15 protein-coding genes are annotated in these 17,025 nt (G+C 69.6%); 6 read left to right on the forward strand and 9 right to left on the reverse strand.

Annotated features, from left to right (window positions below):
• Positions 1 to 48: 48 nt before the first annotated feature.
• Positions 49 to 396 (reverse strand): YciI family protein, encoded by a 348-nt coding sequence (locus ACWEOO_RS37845; RefSeq protein ID WP_452147139.1) that lies wholly within the window; start codon positions 394 to 396, stop codon positions 49 to 51.
• A 116-nt stretch (positions 397 to 512) separates the two neighbouring features.
• Here ACWEOO_RS37845 and ACWEOO_RS37850 point away from each other — a divergent pair, with 116 nt between their 5' ends.
• Together ACWEOO_RS37850 and ACWEOO_RS37855 are read left to right on the forward strand one after the other, a co-directional pair.
• On the forward strand, positions 513 to 1,808 hold the full coding sequence (locus ACWEOO_RS37850; protein ID WP_452147140.1) for a M16 family metallopeptidase: 1,296 nt from the start codon (positions 513 to 515) through the stop codon (positions 1,806 to 1,808).
• Positions 1,805 to 3,154, forward strand: coding sequence for a M16 family metallopeptidase (locus ACWEOO_RS37855; protein WP_452147141.1), 1,350 nt, complete (start codon positions 1,805 to 1,807; stop codon positions 3,152 to 3,154). Before ACWEOO_RS37850 ends, ACWEOO_RS37855 begins: the two co-directional genes overlap by 4 nt.
• A gap of 37 nt (positions 3,155 to 3,191) precedes the next feature.
• Here the strand turns inward: ACWEOO_RS37855 and ACWEOO_RS37860 are convergent, their stop codons facing one another.
• The 3 genes from ACWEOO_RS37860 to ACWEOO_RS37870 all read right to left on the reverse strand — a co-directional run bounded on the left by ACWEOO_RS37860 (position 3,192) and on the right by ACWEOO_RS37870 (position 5,931).
• Complete coding sequence (locus ACWEOO_RS37860; protein WP_359925362.1) at positions 3,192 to 3,617, reverse strand: CBS domain-containing protein; 426 nt, start codon at positions 3,615 to 3,617, stop codon at positions 3,192 to 3,194.
• Positions 3,618 to 3,950: 333 nt separating this feature from the next.
• Positions 3,951 to 4,601, reverse strand: a complete 651-nt coding sequence (locus ACWEOO_RS37865; protein WP_359925365.1) for a response regulator transcription factor — start codon at positions 4,599 to 4,601, stop codon at positions 3,951 to 3,953.
• Between the two features lie 7 nt (positions 4,602 to 4,608).
• Entirely contained in the window at positions 4,609 to 5,931 is a 1,323-nt protein-coding gene (locus ACWEOO_RS37870) for a sensor histidine kinase (protein ID WP_452147142.1), read from the reverse strand.
• A 99-nt stretch (positions 5,932 to 6,030) separates the two neighbouring features.
• Here ACWEOO_RS37870 and ACWEOO_RS37875 point away from each other — a divergent pair, with 99 nt between their 5' ends.
• Genes ACWEOO_RS37875 through ACWEOO_RS37885 form a run of 3 tightly spaced genes read left to right on the forward strand, consistent with a single transcriptional unit; the run spans position 6,031 to position 8,445 of the window.
• On the forward strand, positions 6,031 to 6,525 hold the full coding sequence (locus tag ACWEOO_RS37875) for a hypothetical protein (RefSeq protein WP_452147143.1): 495 nt from the start codon (positions 6,031 to 6,033) through the stop codon (positions 6,523 to 6,525).
• 52 nt (positions 6,526 to 6,577) lie between these two features.
• Entirely contained in the window at positions 6,578 to 7,789 is a 1,212-nt protein-coding gene (locus ACWEOO_RS37880) for an MFS transporter (RefSeq protein ID WP_452147144.1), read from the forward strand.
• A complete protein-coding gene (locus ACWEOO_RS37885) occupies positions 7,786 to 8,445 on the forward strand; it encodes a hypothetical protein (protein WP_452147145.1) in 660 nt (219 codons plus the stop codon). Before ACWEOO_RS37880 ends, ACWEOO_RS37885 begins: the two co-directional genes overlap by 4 nt.
• Before the next feature lie 547 nt (positions 8,446 to 8,992).
• Here ACWEOO_RS37885 and ACWEOO_RS37890 read toward each other — a convergent pair.
• The 5 genes from ACWEOO_RS37890 to ACWEOO_RS37910 all read right to left on the reverse strand — a co-directional run bounded on the left by ACWEOO_RS37890 (position 8,993) and on the right by ACWEOO_RS37910 (position 16,264).
• Positions 8,993 to 10,576 (reverse strand): DUF222 domain-containing protein, encoded by a 1,584-nt coding sequence (locus ACWEOO_RS37890; RefSeq protein ID WP_452147146.1) that lies wholly within the window; start codon positions 10,574 to 10,576, stop codon positions 8,993 to 8,995.
• A gap of 1,201 nt (positions 10,577 to 11,777) precedes the next feature.
• Positions 11,778 to 12,605, reverse strand: a complete 828-nt coding sequence (locus ACWEOO_RS37895) for a carbohydrate ABC transporter permease (protein WP_452147147.1) — start codon at positions 12,603 to 12,605, stop codon at positions 11,778 to 11,780.
• Positions 12,606 to 12,720: 115 nt separating this feature from the next.
• On the reverse strand, positions 12,721 to 13,662 hold the full coding sequence (locus ACWEOO_RS37900; RefSeq protein ID WP_359925385.1) for a carbohydrate ABC transporter permease: 942 nt from the start codon (positions 13,660 to 13,662) through the stop codon (positions 12,721 to 12,723).
• Positions 13,663 to 13,684: 22 nt separating this feature from the next.
• Entirely contained in the window at positions 13,685 to 15,070 is a 1,386-nt protein-coding gene (locus tag ACWEOO_RS37905; RefSeq protein ID WP_359925387.1) for an extracellular solute-binding protein, read from the reverse strand.
• 192 nt (positions 15,071 to 15,262) lie between these two features.
• On the reverse strand, positions 15,263 to 16,264 hold the full coding sequence (locus tag ACWEOO_RS37910) for a hypothetical protein (protein ID WP_452147148.1): 1,002 nt from the start codon (positions 16,262 to 16,264) through the stop codon (positions 15,263 to 15,265).
• 109 nt (positions 16,265 to 16,373) lie between these two features.
• On the opposite strand from ACWEOO_RS37910, the gene ACWEOO_RS37915 reads away from it, so the two are divergent.
• A complete protein-coding gene (locus ACWEOO_RS37915) occupies positions 16,374 to 16,970 on the forward strand; it encodes a TetR/AcrR family transcriptional regulator (protein WP_452147149.1) in 597 nt (198 codons plus the stop codon).
• Positions 16,971 to 17,025: the final 55 nt, after the last annotated feature.

Genomic DNA, 17,025 nt, shown 5'->3' on the forward strand with positions numbered 1-17,025 from the left:
GTCGAGTGGGCCGCCGCGACGGCCTCTGCCACTGACGGCGCGGCCGGATCAGCCACCGTTGACCAGTGGACGGACCTCGACACCGCCCATCGGCGACGGGACCTGCTTGGCGATCGCGAGCGCCTCGTCCAGGTCGGCCGCCTCGATGACGTAGTACCCGCCCAGCACCTCCTTGGTCTCCGCGAAGACGCCGTCGGTGACGACGTACCCGCCGTTGCCGTCCGCGCGGACCGAGGTCGCGGTGGTGCTCGAGTCGAGCTGGCCGCCGCCGCGCAGCGCGGCGCCGTTGGCCTCCGCGAACGCCAGGTGGTTCTTGTGGTTCTGCTCCGCCACCGACGGGTCGGCCGCGGCCCACTTCGCCTCGTCGTCGTAGATCATCACCAGGTACTTGCCCATCACGGGTCACCTCTCTCGTCGTGCTCCGGTTCCAGCATTCACCATCCCGATGCGTGACCCGGCCCGGAATCGACAACCGCCCCGGACAGGTTTCCCGACCACGTATGGTGGCCGGTATGCCCTTGACGTACCCCATCGCGGAGCAGACGCTCGACAACGGCCTGCGGGTCGTCGTCAGCTCGGACCGCGCCGTCCCCATCGTCGCCGTCAACCTCTGGTACGACGTCGGGTCGCGCCACGAACCGCCGGGCCTGACCGGGTTCGCGCACCTGTTCGAGCACCTGATGTTCCAGGGGTCGCGCAACGTCGCCTCCGGTCAGCACTTCAGCCTGCTGGAGACCGCCGGCGCCAGCCTGAACGCGAGCACCTTCTTCGACCGGACCAACTACTTCGAGTCGCTGCCCAGCGGCGGCCTGGACCTCGCGCTCTGGCTCGAGGCGGACCGGATGGGTTACCTGCTCGACGCGGTCAACCAGGAGAATCTGGACAACCAGCGCGACGTCGTCAAGGAGGAGAAGCGGCAGTCGTACGACAACCGCCCGTACGGCGACTCGTACGAGCGGCTCGTCGGGCTCGCGTTCCCCGAAGGCCACCCGTACGCGCACATGACGATCGGCTCGATGGCCGACCTGGACGCGGCCTCGGTGGAGGACGTGCACGCGTTCTTCCGGAAGTACTACGGCCCGAACAACGCGGTCCTGACGATCGTCGGCGACGTGTCCGAGGACGACGCATTCGACGCCGCCAAGCGCTACTTCGGCCACCTGCCCGCGATCCCCGCGCCGCCGCCGGCGCCGGACGGGACGATCGGCCCGATGACCGATGTCCAGCGTGACGACGTGGTGTCCGACGTACCGTCCGACCTGGTGACGATGATGTTCCGGTTGCCCGTCGACGGGACGCCCGAGCTGGACGCCGCCGGGCTCGCGCTCGACATCCTCGCCGCGGGGCAGAGCGGCCGGCTGAACCGGCGGCTGGTCCGCGACGAGCAGATCGCGCAGTCGGTGTCCGGCGGCGCACTGCCGCTGATCGGCGGTGTGTCGTTCGGGACGCTGACCGGGATCGCGTCGGACGGCGTCGACCTGCAGCAGGTCGAGGACGCGCTGCTCGAGGAGATCGAGAAGCTGGCCGCGGACGGCGTCACCGCGGACGAGCTGGCCACGGTGCAGGCCCAGGCCGAGCGGGACTGGCTCGAGCAGCTGGCCACCTGCGCCGGCCGCGCCGACGAGATCTCGCACCACGCGCTGCTGTTCGGTGACGCGAACCGGATCAACACCCGGATCGACCAGATCCAGGCCGTGACCGTCGAACAGGTCCAGGCCGCCGCCCGGAAGTGGATCCGCGCCACGGGCCGCGTCCAGGTGACCTACCGCCGCCAAGAGTCCGCACCGGAGTCGGGAGCGCAGGAATGAACCAGGTTCTGACCACCCCGCCGGCCGTCGGGGCGCCGCGTCCGTGGAAGTTCCCGGAAGCGGTCACCACCCGGATCGGCACCGGGACGCCGGTGCACGTCTACGACCGCCCGGGGCAGTACGTCGCCACCGTCCGGGTCACGATCGCGATGCCGCTGATCGCCGAACCGCGGGAGCTGGAAGGCGTCGCGACGATCATGTCGCGGACCCTCGACGAGGGCACCGAGCTGCATTCGGCCAACGAGTTCGCCGCCGCGCTGGAGCGGCACGGAGCGGCGTACGGCGTGGACGTCAGCTCGGACGCGCTGCACGTCGAGATCTCGGTGCCGGTGTCGCATCTCGCCCCGGCGGTGCGGCTGCTGGCCGAGGCGATCACCCGGCCGGCGTTCAACCAGGCCGACGTCGGGCGGCACGTGACGATCCGGCTCGGCGAGATCAACCAGGAGCGGGCGAACGCCGGGTACCGGGCGCGCGAGGCGTTCGCGGCGTACCTGTTCGACCCGTCGACGCGGCGGTCCCGGCCGACCGCGGGCCGGCCGGACACGATCAGGCCGCTGACGAACGTCGAGGTCGCCGACTTCTACCGCAGGAACATCGGCCCGGAGCGGGCGGAGATCCTGTTCGCCGGCGACGCGACCGGCGTGGACGTGGCCGGCATCATCGACGAGGCGTTCGGCGGCTGGACCTCCTCGGCCGGTACGGCGCTGGAGACGCCGGAGCCGATCTACCTCCCGGGCAGCCGGGTCGTGCTCGTCGACCGGCCGGGCTCGGTGCAGAGCCAGCTGCTGATCGGCTGCGCCGGCCCCGACCGGCGGGACCCGGCGTGGGGCGCGGCCGCGGTCGCGAACCACGTGGTCGGCGGGACCATCACGTCCCGCGTGGACACTGTGCTCCGCGAGGAGAAGGGGTACACGTACGGCACCCGGACCAGCTTCGCGGCGCCGCGCAAGGGCGGCACGTTCAGCCTCGGCGGCGCGGTCCGGACCGAGGTGACCGGCGCCGCGATCGGGGACGCGCTGCGGATCCTGCTGGAAGCGCGCGACGGGCTCACCGAGCAGGAGGTGCAGGAGGCGAAGGACAGCCTGATCCGCACCGCCCCGCTGCGCTACGAGCAGGCCGACTCGGTGGCCCAGCAGGTCGGCAGCAACATCGCGAACGGCGTACCGATCGACTTCGCCGACACCTACCTGACGAACATCGCGGCCACCACCGCCGCCGAGGCGACCGAGGCCTACCGGCGGTACGTCGGGACCGACGGCCTGCTGGTAGTCGTCGTCGGCGAAGCGAAGGACGTTCGGCCGCAACTCGAGGGCCTCGACCTCGGGGACCTGATCGAGGTGAGCTGAAGACCGCTGCCCCCGGCTCGCCCGGGGGCAGCGGACATCAACTGCTGATGTAGTTGGACAACTGCTCCTTCTCGAACTCGAGCTCGCCGATCCGGGACTTGACCACGTCACCGATGCTGACCAGCCCCGCAAGGTTGCCGTCGACAACGACCGGGACGTGCCGGATCCGGCGGTCCGTCATCAGCCGCATGAGGTTGTCGATCAGGTCGTCCGGCGTGCAGGTGTGCACCTCCGCCGTCATGATCGCGCTGACCCGGACGTCGCCCGCGTCCGGCGTACCGTTCCAGAGCCGGACGATGTCGCGCTCGGAAACGATGCCCGCCACGGACGATCCGTCCGGACTGACCACCACCGCGCCGATGTTGCGGTCGGCCAGCAGTGCGAGCAGCTCGGTGACAGTGGCTTCTGGGGAGATGGTGACGACCTCGTTGCCCTTGCCGCGCAGTACGTCGTTGATCTTCACGGAGCCTCCTGCAGATCGAGGACCAATACCCAAAGGTAGCGAACTCCGGCCCGGAGCGGCAGGCCCTCGCCTGTCACAACCGGTGACAACGAAAGACAACCGAAAACTGGTTGCTTTTGGCATCGACCTGCGGTCGGTCGGGCCGTCTCCTGCGCTCAGCAGCGTTTAGGTGTTTGAACGCTCAAAAGGACCTTGGTCCCTGGCCAAGACCCCGCCTCGTTACATAGCGTTACCACATGCGGTGCTCACGGGGGATGTAGGGCTCCGGGGGGTAGACCGAATCGCGAGGGCGGTAGGGAGGGAGACCGCCCTCGTGATCGGTCCATGGAGGCGTCAGGACGGGTCGTCCCGGAGCAGGTCGATCGCCGCCTGCCGGTCCTTGACGCGGAGCTTGCGCAGCACCGACGAGACGTGCACCCGGACCGTCGTCGGGGACAGGAACAGCCGCTTGGCGACCTCGTCCGTGGTCAGTCCCTCGGCGAGCAGAGCCATCACCTCCCATTCGCGGGAGCTCAGCAGGCTCGCGGGCCGCGAGCGGCGCCCGAGCCGCCGTCTGCCCGGCTCCCGGAACTCGTCCAGGATGCGGGCCACCAGCGACCGCGGGATCGCGGCCTCACCGGACAGCACCCCGCGCAGCGCGGCCGGCAGCCGGTCCGGGTCGGTGTCCTTGAGCAGGTAGCCGGAAGCGCCGGCGCGCAGCGAGTCGAACAGGTCACTGTCGTCGCGCGAGACGGTGAGCATCACGATCGCGATCGCCGGCAGCAGCCGGGCGATCTCCGCGGCGGCGCGGATCCCGCCGCCGGGCATGTGGATGTCGAGCAGGACGACGTCCGGCCGGTGCTCCTGGGTGAGCCGGACGGCCTCCGGCCCGGTGCCCGCCTCGGCGCAGACCTCGAACCCGCCCGCCTCCAGCGCGTGCCGGATGTGCGCCCGGAGCTGCGGGTGGTCGTCGGCCATCACCACCCGGCGCGGATCCGCGGTCATCGGCCCGTCACCATCTGATCTTCACCGTCGTCCCCTCGCCCGGCCGTGAGTCGATGTCGAAGGTTCCCGGCAGCGCCTCCGCGCGTTCCCGCATGCTGACCAGTCCGAACCCCGCGTGCCGGGCGACCGCGTCGAAGCCCGGCCCGTTGTCGGAGACGACCAGGCGGCTCCCCTCGGAGTCCCGCCCCAGCTCGACCCTGACACGTTCCACCCTGCCATGCCGGACCGCGTTCAGGACGGCTTCCCGGGCGATTCGCACCAGCGCGTGCCGTTGCGGGCGGTCGACAACGATCGACTCGTCCAGCTCGAGATCGAGCCCCACGCCGTACCGCTGGGCCAGCTGCTCGACCGCCCGGTGCAGCACGAGACCGAGCGGCTCGTCGTCCGATCGGCCGAGCGCCTCGAGCATCTGCCGCGCCTCGTCCATCGCGCGTTCGCTGGCGCCGAGGATCCGGTCGACCCGCGAACGATCGGTGGCCGCGAACCCCGAGATCTCGGAGCGGATGTAGCCGAGCTCCTGCAGTACGCCGTCGTGCATCTCGCGGGCGACCCGTCGCCGGTCCTCGACGACCGCGGTTTCCGCCTGCAGGGCCCAGTGCCGGCTGATCTCCCGGCCCGCCGCGATGAGCAGCAGCAGGTACGAGCCGGTCCGCAGCAGGCTGCCGGAGTACAGCAGGTCGGCGCGTTCCGGTGGGAAGAGCAGGTAGCTCAAACGCGCGAATGCCCCCAGCGCGCAGGCAGGACCGAGCCACCGCAGCAGTACGTCGTCCCGGCTGCGCGCCTGCACCGTGAACGCCACCGCGGCCACCGCGAAGCACACGAGCGTGAGGATCTGCGGGACCAGCAGCGCGTTGCTGGTGGCATCGGCCGACAGCGAGTCCTTCCGCCAGTACACGACGGCACCGACCCCGAGCATCGCGACGACGGTGGGCGCCAGCGCCCAGTGCCGCCAGCCTTGCCGGCGCGCGAGGCGGTTCGGGACGAGAGCCGCTGCCGCGATCAGAAGGGTGCCGACGATCCGCAGGGCAGGCGGTAGCCAGTTGCCGAACGCACCGGCCGGATTGTTCTTGACGAGCGTGACGCAGAGCAGCGCGTTCGCCGTACCGAGGACGACCAGTCCTTGCAGCAGCAGGAGGTCCTGACGCGTGTAGGTCCGCAGGAAGCGCCCGTACACCAGGAACGCGAGCAGCAGCGCGACGCACGCATTGACGGTCTCGAGCACAAGGTGCGCCGCCGCGCTCTGCTCGCCGAACTCCTGCTCCCAGCGCCCCACCCCGACAGCCGCGGCCATCCCGAGCACCAGGATCCCCAGCGCAACGCTCCCCCGCATCCCCCAGACCCGGCCTCTCACAACCACCGACCGTACGCCGAACCGGCACGGTCCGGAAACACCCGAACTCGATGGCACAGTTGTCGTAGGAGGTGGCTGATGGAGGTGCTGGAGCCGAACCGGGTCGTCGAACGGGCCGCTCGGGACTGTCTCGGAATCCGGGTGGTGACGCCGTTCCGCGGCATGCTGGGCAAGCGCGACGAACTGCTCGACGAGCTGATCGCCTGGCTGGACGACCGGACGATCGACGATGCCGGCCCGTTCTTCCTTCGCCTGCACGTGATCGACATGAGCGGACCGATGGACCTGGAGGTCGGCGTGGTGACACCGGCGCCCCTGCGCGGCGACGCACGCGTGCGGGCCGGCACGCTGCCCACCGGGCGCTACGCGACGCTGACCTACCGCAACCACTCGCTGCGGGCCAACCGAGCGCTGCTCGACTGGGCCGCCGCCGAAGGGCTCGTCCTCGACCGGCACGAGAGCGCGGCCGGCGACGTCTTCGGCTGCCGGTACGAGGCGTACCGGACCGACCCGCGGACCGAACCGCGCAAGACGAAGTGGGCGGTCGAACTCGGTATTCGCCTCGCTGACTGACGCGCGCGGCCCGTAGGATCTGCGGGTTCGCGCGTCGGTCGAGGGGGCTTCGGTGGGGTTTCGGCAGGATCTGGCCGTACTGCGGCACCGCGACGTGCGGATCTTCGTGTCGGCGCGGTTCGTCTCGATCCTCGGGTCGGCGATCGCGCCGGTGGCGCTGGTGTTCGCCGTCCTGGACGTGTCGCACTCGGCCGGCGCGGTCGGTACCGTCCTGGCGGCGCGGAGCATCCCGAACATCGTGTTCCTGCTGATCGGCGGCGTGATCGCCGACCGGCTGCCCCGGCACCTGGTCCTGGTCGCGGCCAACACGATCAGCGGCCTCACCCAGGGACTCGCCGCGACGCTCGTCCTCACCGGGCACGCGACGATCTGGCAGCTGGCGGCGATCGAGGCGGTGAACGGAGTGGCGGCGGCGTTCGTGATGCCGGCGATGACCGGGATCCTGCCGTCGATCGTGGACCGCGCCGAACTCCCGCAGGCGAACGCGATCTCGGGTTTCGCGCGCTCCGCGGCAATGATCGGCGGCGGCGCGGTCGCGGGTGTGATCGTCGGCCTGACCGGCCCCGGCGTCGGCCTCGCGGTCGACGGCGTCACGTTCCTGATCGGCGCGCTGTTGCTGCTCCGGCTGCGGATCCCACGGATCACGCGGCAGGCGAGCTCGCTCGTGACCGATCTGCGCGAGGGCTGGCACGAGTTCGTCTCCCGGCAGTGGGTCTGGGTGATCGTGCTCGCGTTCGCGTTGCTCAACCTGATCTACACGGCCTGCTACCAGGTCCTCGGACCGGTGATCGCGGACCGCACGTTCGGCCGGGCCGGCTGGGGTGTCGTGAGCGCCTGCTTCGGCGCCGGACTCGTTGCCAGCGGCATCATCATGCTCCGGCTCAAACCCCGCCGCCCGCTGCGCACCGGGATGCTCGGCATGCTGCTCACCGTCCCGGTGATGCTGTGCCTGGCGCTGGTGCCGCAGCTCTGGGCGATGGCGATCGCGGCCTTCGTCCTCGGCGTCGGCTTCGACATCTTCGGGATCAGCTGGGAGACCGCGCTCGGCCAGCACGTACCCATCGACAAGCTGTCGCGCGTGTCGTCGTACGACATGCTCGGCTCGTTCATCGCCGGTCCGGTCGGTCAGCTCACCGTCGGGTACGTCGCGGTGGCGATCAGCGCGAAGGCCGTCGAACTGTACGGCGCCGCGCTCTTCGTCCTGATCACCGTCGTCACGCTGGTCGTCCCGTCGGTCTGGAACCTGCGTAGGCTGGACGTGTGAGCTCAATCGTTCCGGGACCACAGAAGAAGATCGGCGAGGAGATCGACGCGGCCCGCTCCGGCGCCAAACCGTTGAACGCGGGCGACCTCAACGCGTCGGCACCCCGTGTCGAGGAGCTGACCGGACTCGACGACTGGCCCGAGACTCTGCGCGCCGCGGTCGAGGCGGAATACGCCCGCGTCACCGCGCTGGAATCCAACCGCCGCAAGACCGCCGACAGCGCTGTGGGCGAGCTTGTCGCCGCTCTCGACACCCTCCTGTCCGAGATCACCGACCACCTCCAAGCCGGTAAGCCCCGCCTCTTCGGTAAGACAACTCCGCCCGAGCCGTCACCTGAGGCCGCGGCCCTCCTCGGCATCCCGTCCGACGACCTCACCCCACCGCCACACCGCACCGCCGTACGCACCCTGAAGCAGCTCCGCACCCAACTGAAGGACCTGGAAGCAACCCCCGACCACTCCCGCCTCACCCGCCTGACGACCTTCACCATCCGCCTTGCCATGGTCCTGGACGCCGCCCCGGACTCCGCCCCCACACTGGCCCCCATAGCCCTCTCCCGCTACACCCAGGGCCTCCCCGACCCCCAGTGGACCGCCACCTTCCCCGAAAAACTCACCACCTGGCAGAACATCCGCCACACCCTCACCACCCCCTGAAACCCACCGCCTCGAAAGAACACCGCTCCACGGCGCCAGTCCTACCGGCCGGCCCCACCCGCGGAGCACGGCACGTGGCGCCCATCTACTGCCGGCGCCGCCTCCCGCGACGCGCTGCACCCCCACCAACCCACGCCGCGCCGGCAGCCTCACCAACGACTCCACCGGCGAGCGCAGTACGTGGCGAGCATCTGGGTGTTGGCGCCGCCTCCCGCGACGCGCTGCACCCCCACCAACCCACGCCGCGCCGGCAGCCTCACCTACGACTCCACCGGCGAGCGCAGTACGTGGCGAGCATCTGGGTGTTGGCATCGGCTGCTCTGGCGTGGCGCCGACGCCAACGGCCTCCGCTCCACAGCGGCAATTTTGCTGGCCACCTTCGGTGCGTGCGCAGCACATGCACAGCATCTGATGCCGGCGTTGGCGGCACTGGTTGTTCCACGGGCGCCCCGGGCCGCCTACAAGGCAGGCTGCGCCCTCTCCTGCCTCTCTGACCACACCGGCCTCCCCACCCGCGTGCGCGCGGCCGGGGGCTGTCGTGTTTGAGCTAGCCGGTCAGCGCGAAGGCGGCGGCCTGCTGAAGGGCTGCCTCGTCAGCTCGCCACTTCGAATGGTGGGGGCTGGGCAGGTCTGGATCGCCGTCGGCCGGCGGGGCGGTCGGCGGGGTGGGGATGGGCGGGGTCGGGTGCTCGACGGCGCGTCGGCGGTAGCCGTGGTGGCGTCCTAGCGGTGGTTCTGCCCAGGCTGGACGGGTGACGTGGACGATGCCGTCGAGGACGGTGATGTGCCAGCGGCCCCTGTGCAGGTCGGTGTGGTGACGGCGGCACAACAGGGCCAGGTTCGAGACCTTGGTCTCGCCGCCGTCGATCCAGGAGATCAGGTGGTGGGCGTCGCACATGATCGGCGGGGCCCCACACACCACACAGCCCCGGTCACGGGTATCCAGCGCGCGGCGCATCGGCTTGGTGACCAGCCGCACGTGGCGCCCCACATCCAACGGCTCCGAATTCGACCCCAGCACCAACGGGATGATGTTCGCATCACAGGCCAGCCGCCGGATCGTGGCCGCCGACAGCCCGCCGCTGTAGACCGTGCGCCCGATCGCGTCCGCGGTCGCGGCTTTGAGGTCTTCGAGGTCGATCGTGACGGTGATGGTCGCCTTCGCGCCATACCCGGCCACCCGACCACCCGTGCCCGCGGCGGCGGTGCCCGTGGTGCCCGCGGCGCCTGCCATGTCCCCTGTACCCGCGGTGCTCGCGGCACCACCTGTACCCGCGGTGCCCTCGGTGCCCGTGGCGGGGCCGACTGTGCGGCCGGTGGCGGGGCCGGGTGTGGTGACGGTGGTGTCCCACACGGCGGCGGCGATGCTCAAGGCATCCGACAGCGCGTCGGCCTGGCGCTTGTCCCGTGGCCGCGGGTCGTGCTCACCGTCGACGGTCTTGTGCGGGCGAGCACCGGCATGCACGACGGCGCGCAGGAGTTCGGCGTTCTCGTTGGCCAAGAACCCCTTGAACTTCACGCCATTGTCCGCAGCCGACAGCGTCAAGGACTCCCGTTCATACGCCTTCAGCTCCTCGGGCTCGGGACCGTCGGAGTCCAGCAAGTCGGCGATCTCCTTGGCGGCCGTGCGCAGCTCACCCGGCGACAGATGACCGGCCAGCCCGACCAACTGCTCCGCGGCCGCGTCCAAGTGCTCCACCGGCACCCGCGACCTGACCCGGTCGAGACCGAACACGATCGCGGCCGCCTGCGCCGGCCGCAGCAACCAACCACCATCACCAGCACCGTCCCCGGATCCACTGTCTTCAGATCCGCTGTCGTCGGGTACGTCCGCGGTTGCGGAGGAGGCCGTGCGCTCGAGGGCGGCGGCTACAGCCGGGTAGTGCGGGGCGGCCTGGGCGAGCCGGAGGGCGCGGCGGGCGGCCGGGGGGTCCAGGCGGTAGCGGAAACGCAGCAGCTCGGCGGTGTCGCGGGCGCCGAGCTCCTCGGCGTACCCGGTGGACTCGATCGCCGCGACCACGCTCAACCGGTACGCCTCCAGACGGGCGAGCTCGGCTTCCAGCATGTCGAGAGTGGACAGCAGTTCGCCGCCACTCATCGACCACGCCGGCCGCTCGCCCAGGAGTTCCATGGCATCGACTCTAGACGGCGCCACCGCCAGTTTCCGAGCCGGAATCCCCTTATTTTGTGGGCTATTCGGGGGCCAACACCAGCAAACACCACTCAAGTCGCCGCGGCTTCGCGTCCTCGGCGACGTACGACAGCACCCGGCGACGTCTTCTTGGCCCGGCACGCGCAGAGCATCTGATGGCGGCGTCGGCTGCAGGGGTGTCATACGGCCGCCGACGCATACCGCTACAGGGTGACTGTCGGCTTCGACCGGCGTGCGCGAGAGTGGTGAGGTAGCGGAGATGTTGCTCTGGGCAATCTCTTGAGAGCGCCCGCCCCCGGCCACTCGGCCTCCGCGTCGAGCTCGATGACGCAGCAGTAGCGCGCCCCCGAAAGCGCTCACCGCGGTGGGTCACGCACCAGTGCGCCGGCCAACGGGCCTATGTGTAACACCAGCACGATCCGCGCCCACCGGCCAGGCCGGACAACGACAGCGCTGCGAAGCGGTGTTCTCTCGCCGACGCTCATCCCGCCAACGGCCCGCCGCCACGCGCGCACGCGCCGGAAGGGCTGCGGAGCAGTGGCGCCCTGGGCGTCGGCCGCCACACCCCAGCAGCCGACACCGACCCACACAAACAGCTGAAAGGACACCGCTTCGCGGCAACAGTCCATCAGCCGCCTCCGGCGCCGCGCGCAGTTCGCGGCGAACGTCAGAGGCAATCGACGCCAGCCGCTGTGGCGGTGCGGTGGTGGCGTCGCGGTGCGGTGGTAGCGCGGCAGATGAGATGCGCTGGGCTCGCCGTTGCACCGCGACGCGCAACGCGCGCCCACCAGCCAACCCAGCCCCACAACCGCCCCCGTCGCCTCCGCCCGCTTCCAGCGTCAGGCCAGCATCCCGCCGACACCGTCGCCGAGTCGTGGCGATTGGCGCACACCCCGATCGCCGAGTCGTGGATCCTGGTCGTCCTAGCCAGCCAAATCCCACGACTCGGCGCACCGCGCATGCTTCGCCGCATAGCCCAGGCGGGAAGGACAGTCACCCGCGCAGCGGGGCGCCCAAGTTCAACGGCCGCGCTAGCAAGCCGCACACCACGTTCCGCGCCAAACAACAGCCGCCGCGAAGCGGCGTCCTTTCGCGCCACAGCAGCCGACGCCAATACCTCAATCGCTCAACACCTGCCCCGCACCCCGGCGAAGCCGGCCAAAGAACAGCCGGTGTCCGGTTAGCCCTTGATGGCTCCGCCGAGGGCGAAGGCGCCGCCTAGTTTGCGGCTGAGGAGGAGGTAGAGGAGGAGGACGGGGGTGGTGTAGATGAGCGAGTACGCCGCCAGCTGGCCGTAGTTCGGTTCGCCGTACTGGCCGAAGAACGTGAAGATGCTGACCGACGCCGGCAGCCGTTCCGGGGACAGCAGCAGCATGAACGGGACGAAGAAGTTCCCCCACATGCCGATGAAGGTGAAGATCAGCACGACCGCGATCCCCGGCCACATCAGCGGCAGCACGATCGCCCACAGGGCGCGCATGTTGCCGGCGCCGTCGACCCAGGCCGCTTCCTCGAGAGACAGCGGTACGCCGTCCATGAACGTCTTCGTCAGCCAGATCGCGAAGGGCAACGCCGCAGTTGCCATGAACATGATCGTGCCGCCGAGCGTGTCCACCAGGTTCAGCTGTACGAAGAGCCCGTAAACAGGCACCATCACCGCAGTGATCGGCAACCCCGTGCAGAACAGAACCGTCAGCAGGAACGGCCGGTTGAAGCGCGTCTTGAACCGCGACAGCGGGTACGCCGCGAGCACCGCGCACACCATCGTCAGCAGCGCGGCCCCGCCGCACAGCACGACGCCGTTGAGCACCGGGCGGTACGTCGTGTTGGTGTTCAGCACCGCCTTGAAGTTCCCGAGCGTCGGGTGCGTCGGGAACTCGACCCGCAGTCCCGCGGTCCGGTTGATCGACGCGAACAGCACCCACAGCAGCGGGAGCACGAACAGCACACCAATGGCCAGCAGGATCAGGTTCGACATCACCTTGCTGAGACGGTCGCGCGCGATCATGGGGCCTCCCGGTCTGGACTGAGGAGCGGCGGGAGCGAAGCGACCAGAGCGACGAGGGAAGACCGGGAGCAACAGCCCCATGATCCAGCGCGACGGAGTCGCGCCATATGCACTGTCACGCTGCCTCCGAGTTGAGTCCACGCAGGTAGATCAGCGAGAAGATCGCGCCGATCGCCAGCATCACCAGCGCGATCGCCGTACCGTAGCCGATCTGCGAGAAGCTGAACGCCTGCTCGTACATGTACAGCGGCAACGTCTGGCTCTTGGTGCCCGGGCCGCCGCGGGTCATCGCGTAGATGAGGCCGAACACGCTCAGCGTCTGCAGCGTGATCAGCATCAGGTTGGTCATGATCGCGCGGGTGATCATCGGCAGCGTCACGAACGCCAGCCGCCGCCAGCCGCCCGCGCCGTCCATCTCGGCGGACTCCTCGATCTCCTTGGGGATCTCGCTCAGGGCGGCCGAGTACACCAGCATCGAGAACGCCGTACCGCGCCAGATGTTGGCCAGCGACACCGCGATGATCGGTGCCGCGTACAACCAGTCCTGCCCGGGCAGGCCGACCGCGTGCAGCATCACGTTGAGGGTGCCCTCGTCGTTGAAGAACGCGCTCAGCAGGTACGCCGCGACCACCTCGGGCAGCACCCAGGCGCCGATCACCGCGGTGCCGACGAAGTTGCGGATCACCTTGGTGGACTTGCGCATCAGCAGCGCGAGGCCGAGGCCGAGCGTGTTCTGACCGATGATCGCGGAGATCAGCGTGAACACCAGCGTCAGCCAGATCGCGTTCGTGAACGCGCCGCTGCCGAACGCCTTGCGGAAGTTGTCCAGCCCGACGAACTTGACGTTCGCGGCGCCGGTCCCGGTGAGCGCCATGTTCGTGAACGCGGCGTACACGCAGTAGATGATCGGACCGGCCAGGAAGACCAGCATCAGTCCGATGGCCGGCGACAGCGGCAGCATCTTGAGCAACATGGCGGCCCGCGGCTTCCCGCTCCCCCCGGACGTCTTGCCGGAGGGAGTGGGAGCCGAGGCCGTGGGTGCGACAGTCGTCGTCACAGGGGAGATTCCTTCGCCCGGGCTACTGGCCCGAAGTCGTCTTGTCCTTGCCGACGATGCCTTCGACCGCTTCGTCGTAGTTCTTCGCGGCCTTGTCGATCGAGGACTGTCCGGTCATCACCGCCTCCATCGCGGTGATGATCTCGTTGGAGACCTTCGGGTACTCCGCGTATGCCGGGCGGTAGACGGTGACGGAGACCAGGTCGGTGAAGAACTGGGTGCTCTTCGAGGAGCTCTTGTACGTGGCGTCGGAGGCGACGTCCTTGCGGACCGCGATCTGCGCGCCCTCGGTCGCGTACTTGGCCGCGTTCTTCTGGGTCTGCAGGGTCTTGATCAGGTTCCAGGCCGCGTCCGGGTTCTTGGACTTGGCCGGGATCGCCCAGGTCCAGCCGCCGGAGAGGCTGACCTTGCCCTTGCCGCTGCCGTCCTGGGTCGGCATCGCGGTCTGGCCGAGCACCTCGGACCACTGCGGCCACGGCTTCGCGCCGGTCTTCTGCCAGTTGCCGTAGATCCAGGAGCCGTCCAGCGCGATCGCCAGTTTCCCGCCGGGCAGCAGTTCGGTGCCGACCTTGCTGCCCATGTTCGGGTCGAGCGCCTGCTTCGGCGACGGGCCGAGGCCCTCGGTGTAGACGGTCTTGACGAAGTTCAGCGAGTCCTTGAAGCCCTGGCTGCCGACGACCCACTTCTGCTGGTCGTTGTTGTACAGCGTGTCCTTCGTGCCGTACAGCAGCATCTCGAAGCCCTGCATCGCCGAGGCTTCACCCATCGGCTTGCCGGAGTACACGTTCATCGGGATCACGCCGGGGACCTTCTGCTTGATGGTCCGGGCCGCGCTGAGAACGTCGTCCCAGCTCTTCGGCTGCCAGTCGGCGGGCAGTCCGGCCTTGGCGAAGATCTGCTTGTTGTACCAGAGCGCGCGGGTGTCCGTGCCGTCCGGTACGCCGTAGGTCTTGCCGTCGAGCGCCTTCGCCGCGCCCTTGGCGGTGTCCTCGAACTGGCCCCACTGGTCCCACTTGTTGATGTAGTCGTCCAGCGGCTTCAGGTAGCCCGCGGTGATGTCGGAGTTGATCAGGAAGGTGTCCTCGTAGACCACGTCCGGCGCGGTGTTCGGCGACCGCATCATCAGCTGCAGCTTGGTGTAGTAGTCGTTCTCCGAGGCGACGATCGGCAGGATCTCGACCGTCGAGCCGGGGTTCGCGGCTTCGTACTCGGACTTCACGCCGGTGAGGAAGTTCTTCATCACCACGCCCGGACCCCACTGCTGGTACGCGATCTTGATGTGCGCCGGGCCGGAACTCTGCGCACCGCCGGCGTCCGGCTGCTTGGTCGTCGACCCCTGGCTGCAGGCCGTGACCGCCAGCAGCAGCGCGCTCGCGACGGCTGCCACCTTGAAACGTTTCCTAGACATCATCAGGTCCACCTTCGGGCAATCGTTGTCATCCCGGTACCACGACCCAAACCTGCGGGCTTTCCCGCGACCGTAGGAGTCCTGAACGGCCGAAGTCAATGCTTGACAGACAACGTTGTCGCCCCAAACGCACGGCACCACGGAGACCGGGACGTAACGATCCGGTCACCGCGGTGTCATACCCCTACTTTGTCAGGCTGCGACCGCCGGCGCCTCGTGGCGAGCGGGTACGGCGCGTCCCCGGGCACGGACCGAGCCGACCCCGCACAGCAGCAGCCCGGCAAGCAGCCAGCACCCCAGTACGGCGAGTGGCCGCGCGGCCCCGGCGCCGTCGAAGAAGCTCACCGAGCGCAACGCCGTACCGGCCGCGCCGGGCGGCAGGAGCTGCCCGAGCGTGCCCCATCCGGTCGGCAGCATCTCGGGCGCGCTCGTCATCCCGGACAGCGGATTGCCGAGCAGCATCATCATGGCGCCGCCGAGCGCGAGCCCCGCCGTACCGAGCAGCCACTCGAGGCCGAGCAGGGTGAGGCTGATCGCCGCGATCGACAGCGCGATCACGCCCGCGTTGCCCAGGTAGCTGCCTTCGAACGAGCCGAGCCAGTACTGCAGTACGGCGGCCAGCGCGAGACCGCCGGTGACCGCGAAGGTGATCGCCCCGATCATCCGCTTCGCCCCGGACCGCACCAGCTGGGTGAGGGCGCCGGCCGCGATGATCCCGCCGAGCACGAGCGGCAACGCACCGGCCGCCAGTCCGGCGCCGCGCGGGTCGTCCTTCGGCAGCGGCACGATGTCGGTCACCTTCGCGGGGTTCTCCGGCGACATCCGGGCGGACAACTGGGTCAGCACCTGCGCAACGGCGGGTCCGCCCGCGGACGCGGTCAGTACTTCGGGCTGCGCCGCGTCCAGCACGATTGCGCCGTACGCCTCCCGGTCCTTGATCCGCTGCACCGCCGCCTGCCGGTCCGGTACGGCGGTGATCTCGAAGCCATCGGGCATCGCCTGGCCGAGCGCGGTCTCGATCTGCTGGACCGCCGGCGCCGGACCGGACACCGCGAGCGGGACGTCGCGCGGCTCCGAGCGCGCGGCCGGCCACGCGAAGGCGATCAGGAACACGGTGAGGACCGCGGTCAGCAGCGTGATGACGGCGATCAGGGGCGGCCGGCGACGGTCGGCCGCGTGCGCCTCAGTGGTCATGGCGGGTACTCCCTCGGGCAATAAAACCGAATGATCGTTCTTTATGACTCCGAGCCTGGCAACGGCCCGGCGACTTGTCAAGAACGGACATTCGTTTTATGTTGCGGACGTGCCCAAGGTCACCGAGGAACACCGCCTGGCGCGCCGCGCGCAGATCGTCGCGGCGGCCCGCACCTGCGTGATCGAGGAGGGTTTCCACAAGACGACGATGGCCGACGTGATCCGCGAGTCCGGGCTGTCCGCGGGCGCCGTCTACGGCTACTTCAAGAGCAAGGAAGAGATCGTCGCGGCGATCGCCGAGGACGCGCTCAGCACCATCGACGAGCTGTTCCAGAAGATCCTGGCGACGGAGCAGGCCGTCACACCGCTGATGGCTCTCGAAGCGGCGATCAACCACGTCGTGGCGGTCGCCGAACGCCCGGGCGGCGACGTCACCCGGGTCGCGATCCAGGCCTGGGCCGAGGCCTTGCGGAACCCGGCGATCATGGCCACCGCCTGCGACAAATACACCGTGCTCCGCGGGAACTTCGAGGCGGTCGCCCGCCGGGCCCAGGCCGACGGCACCGTCGACCCCGACGTCGCCCCCGAGTACATCGCCCAGGTTCTGCTCGCCCTGATCCCCGGCTTCGTCCTGCAACGGCTGATCATCGGTGACGTGACGCCCGACACCTACCTCGCCGGAGCACGGGCCCTGTTCCGTACCTGAGGTGGACTTTCGTCCACCCCTGTCGTCGGTTCAGCACCATGGGGCGCGGCGCCGT

The organism is Kribbella sp. NPDC004138, assembly GCF_053603655.1.

What these genes read in the sequence shown, in the direction of transcription:
- ACWEOO_RS37845 (WP_452147139.1), bottom strand. Translation starts at nt 396, where the DNA reads ATGGGCAAGTACCTGGTGATGATCTACGACGACGAGGCGAAGTGGGCC.
- ACWEOO_RS37850 (WP_452147140.1), top strand. Translation starts at nt 513, where the DNA reads ATGCCCTTGACGTACCCCATCGCGGAGCAGACGCTCGACAACGGCCTG.
- ACWEOO_RS37855 (WP_452147141.1), top strand. Translation starts at nt 1,805, where the DNA reads ATGAACCAGGTTCTGACCACCCCGCCGGCCGTCGGGGCGCCGCGTCCG.
- ACWEOO_RS37865 (WP_359925365.1), bottom strand. Translation starts at nt 4,601, where the DNA reads ATGACCGCGGATCCGCGCCGGGTGGTGATGGCCGACGACCACCCGCAG.
- ACWEOO_RS37870 (WP_452147142.1), bottom strand. Translation starts at nt 5,931, where the DNA reads ATGCGGGGGAGCGTTGCGCTGGGGATCCTGGTGCTCGGGATGGCCGCG.
- ACWEOO_RS37875 (WP_452147143.1), top strand. Translation starts at nt 6,031, where the DNA reads ATGGAGGTGCTGGAGCCGAACCGGGTCGTCGAACGGGCCGCTCGGGAC.
- ACWEOO_RS37890 (WP_452147146.1), bottom strand. Translation starts at nt 10,576, where the DNA reads ATGGAACTCCTGGGCGAGCGGCCGGCGTGGTCGATGAGTGGCGGCGAA.
- ACWEOO_RS37895 (WP_452147147.1), bottom strand. Translation starts at nt 12,605, where the DNA reads ATGATCGCGCGCGACCGTCTCAGCAAGGTGATGTCGAACCTGATCCTG.
- ACWEOO_RS37905 (WP_359925387.1), bottom strand. Translation starts at nt 15,070, where the DNA reads ATGTCTAGGAAACGTTTCAAGGTGGCAGCCGTCGCGAGCGCGCTGCTG.
- ACWEOO_RS37910 (WP_452147148.1), bottom strand. Translation starts at nt 16,264, where the DNA reads ATGACCACTGAGGCGCACGCGGCCGACCGTCGCCGGCCGCCCCTGATC.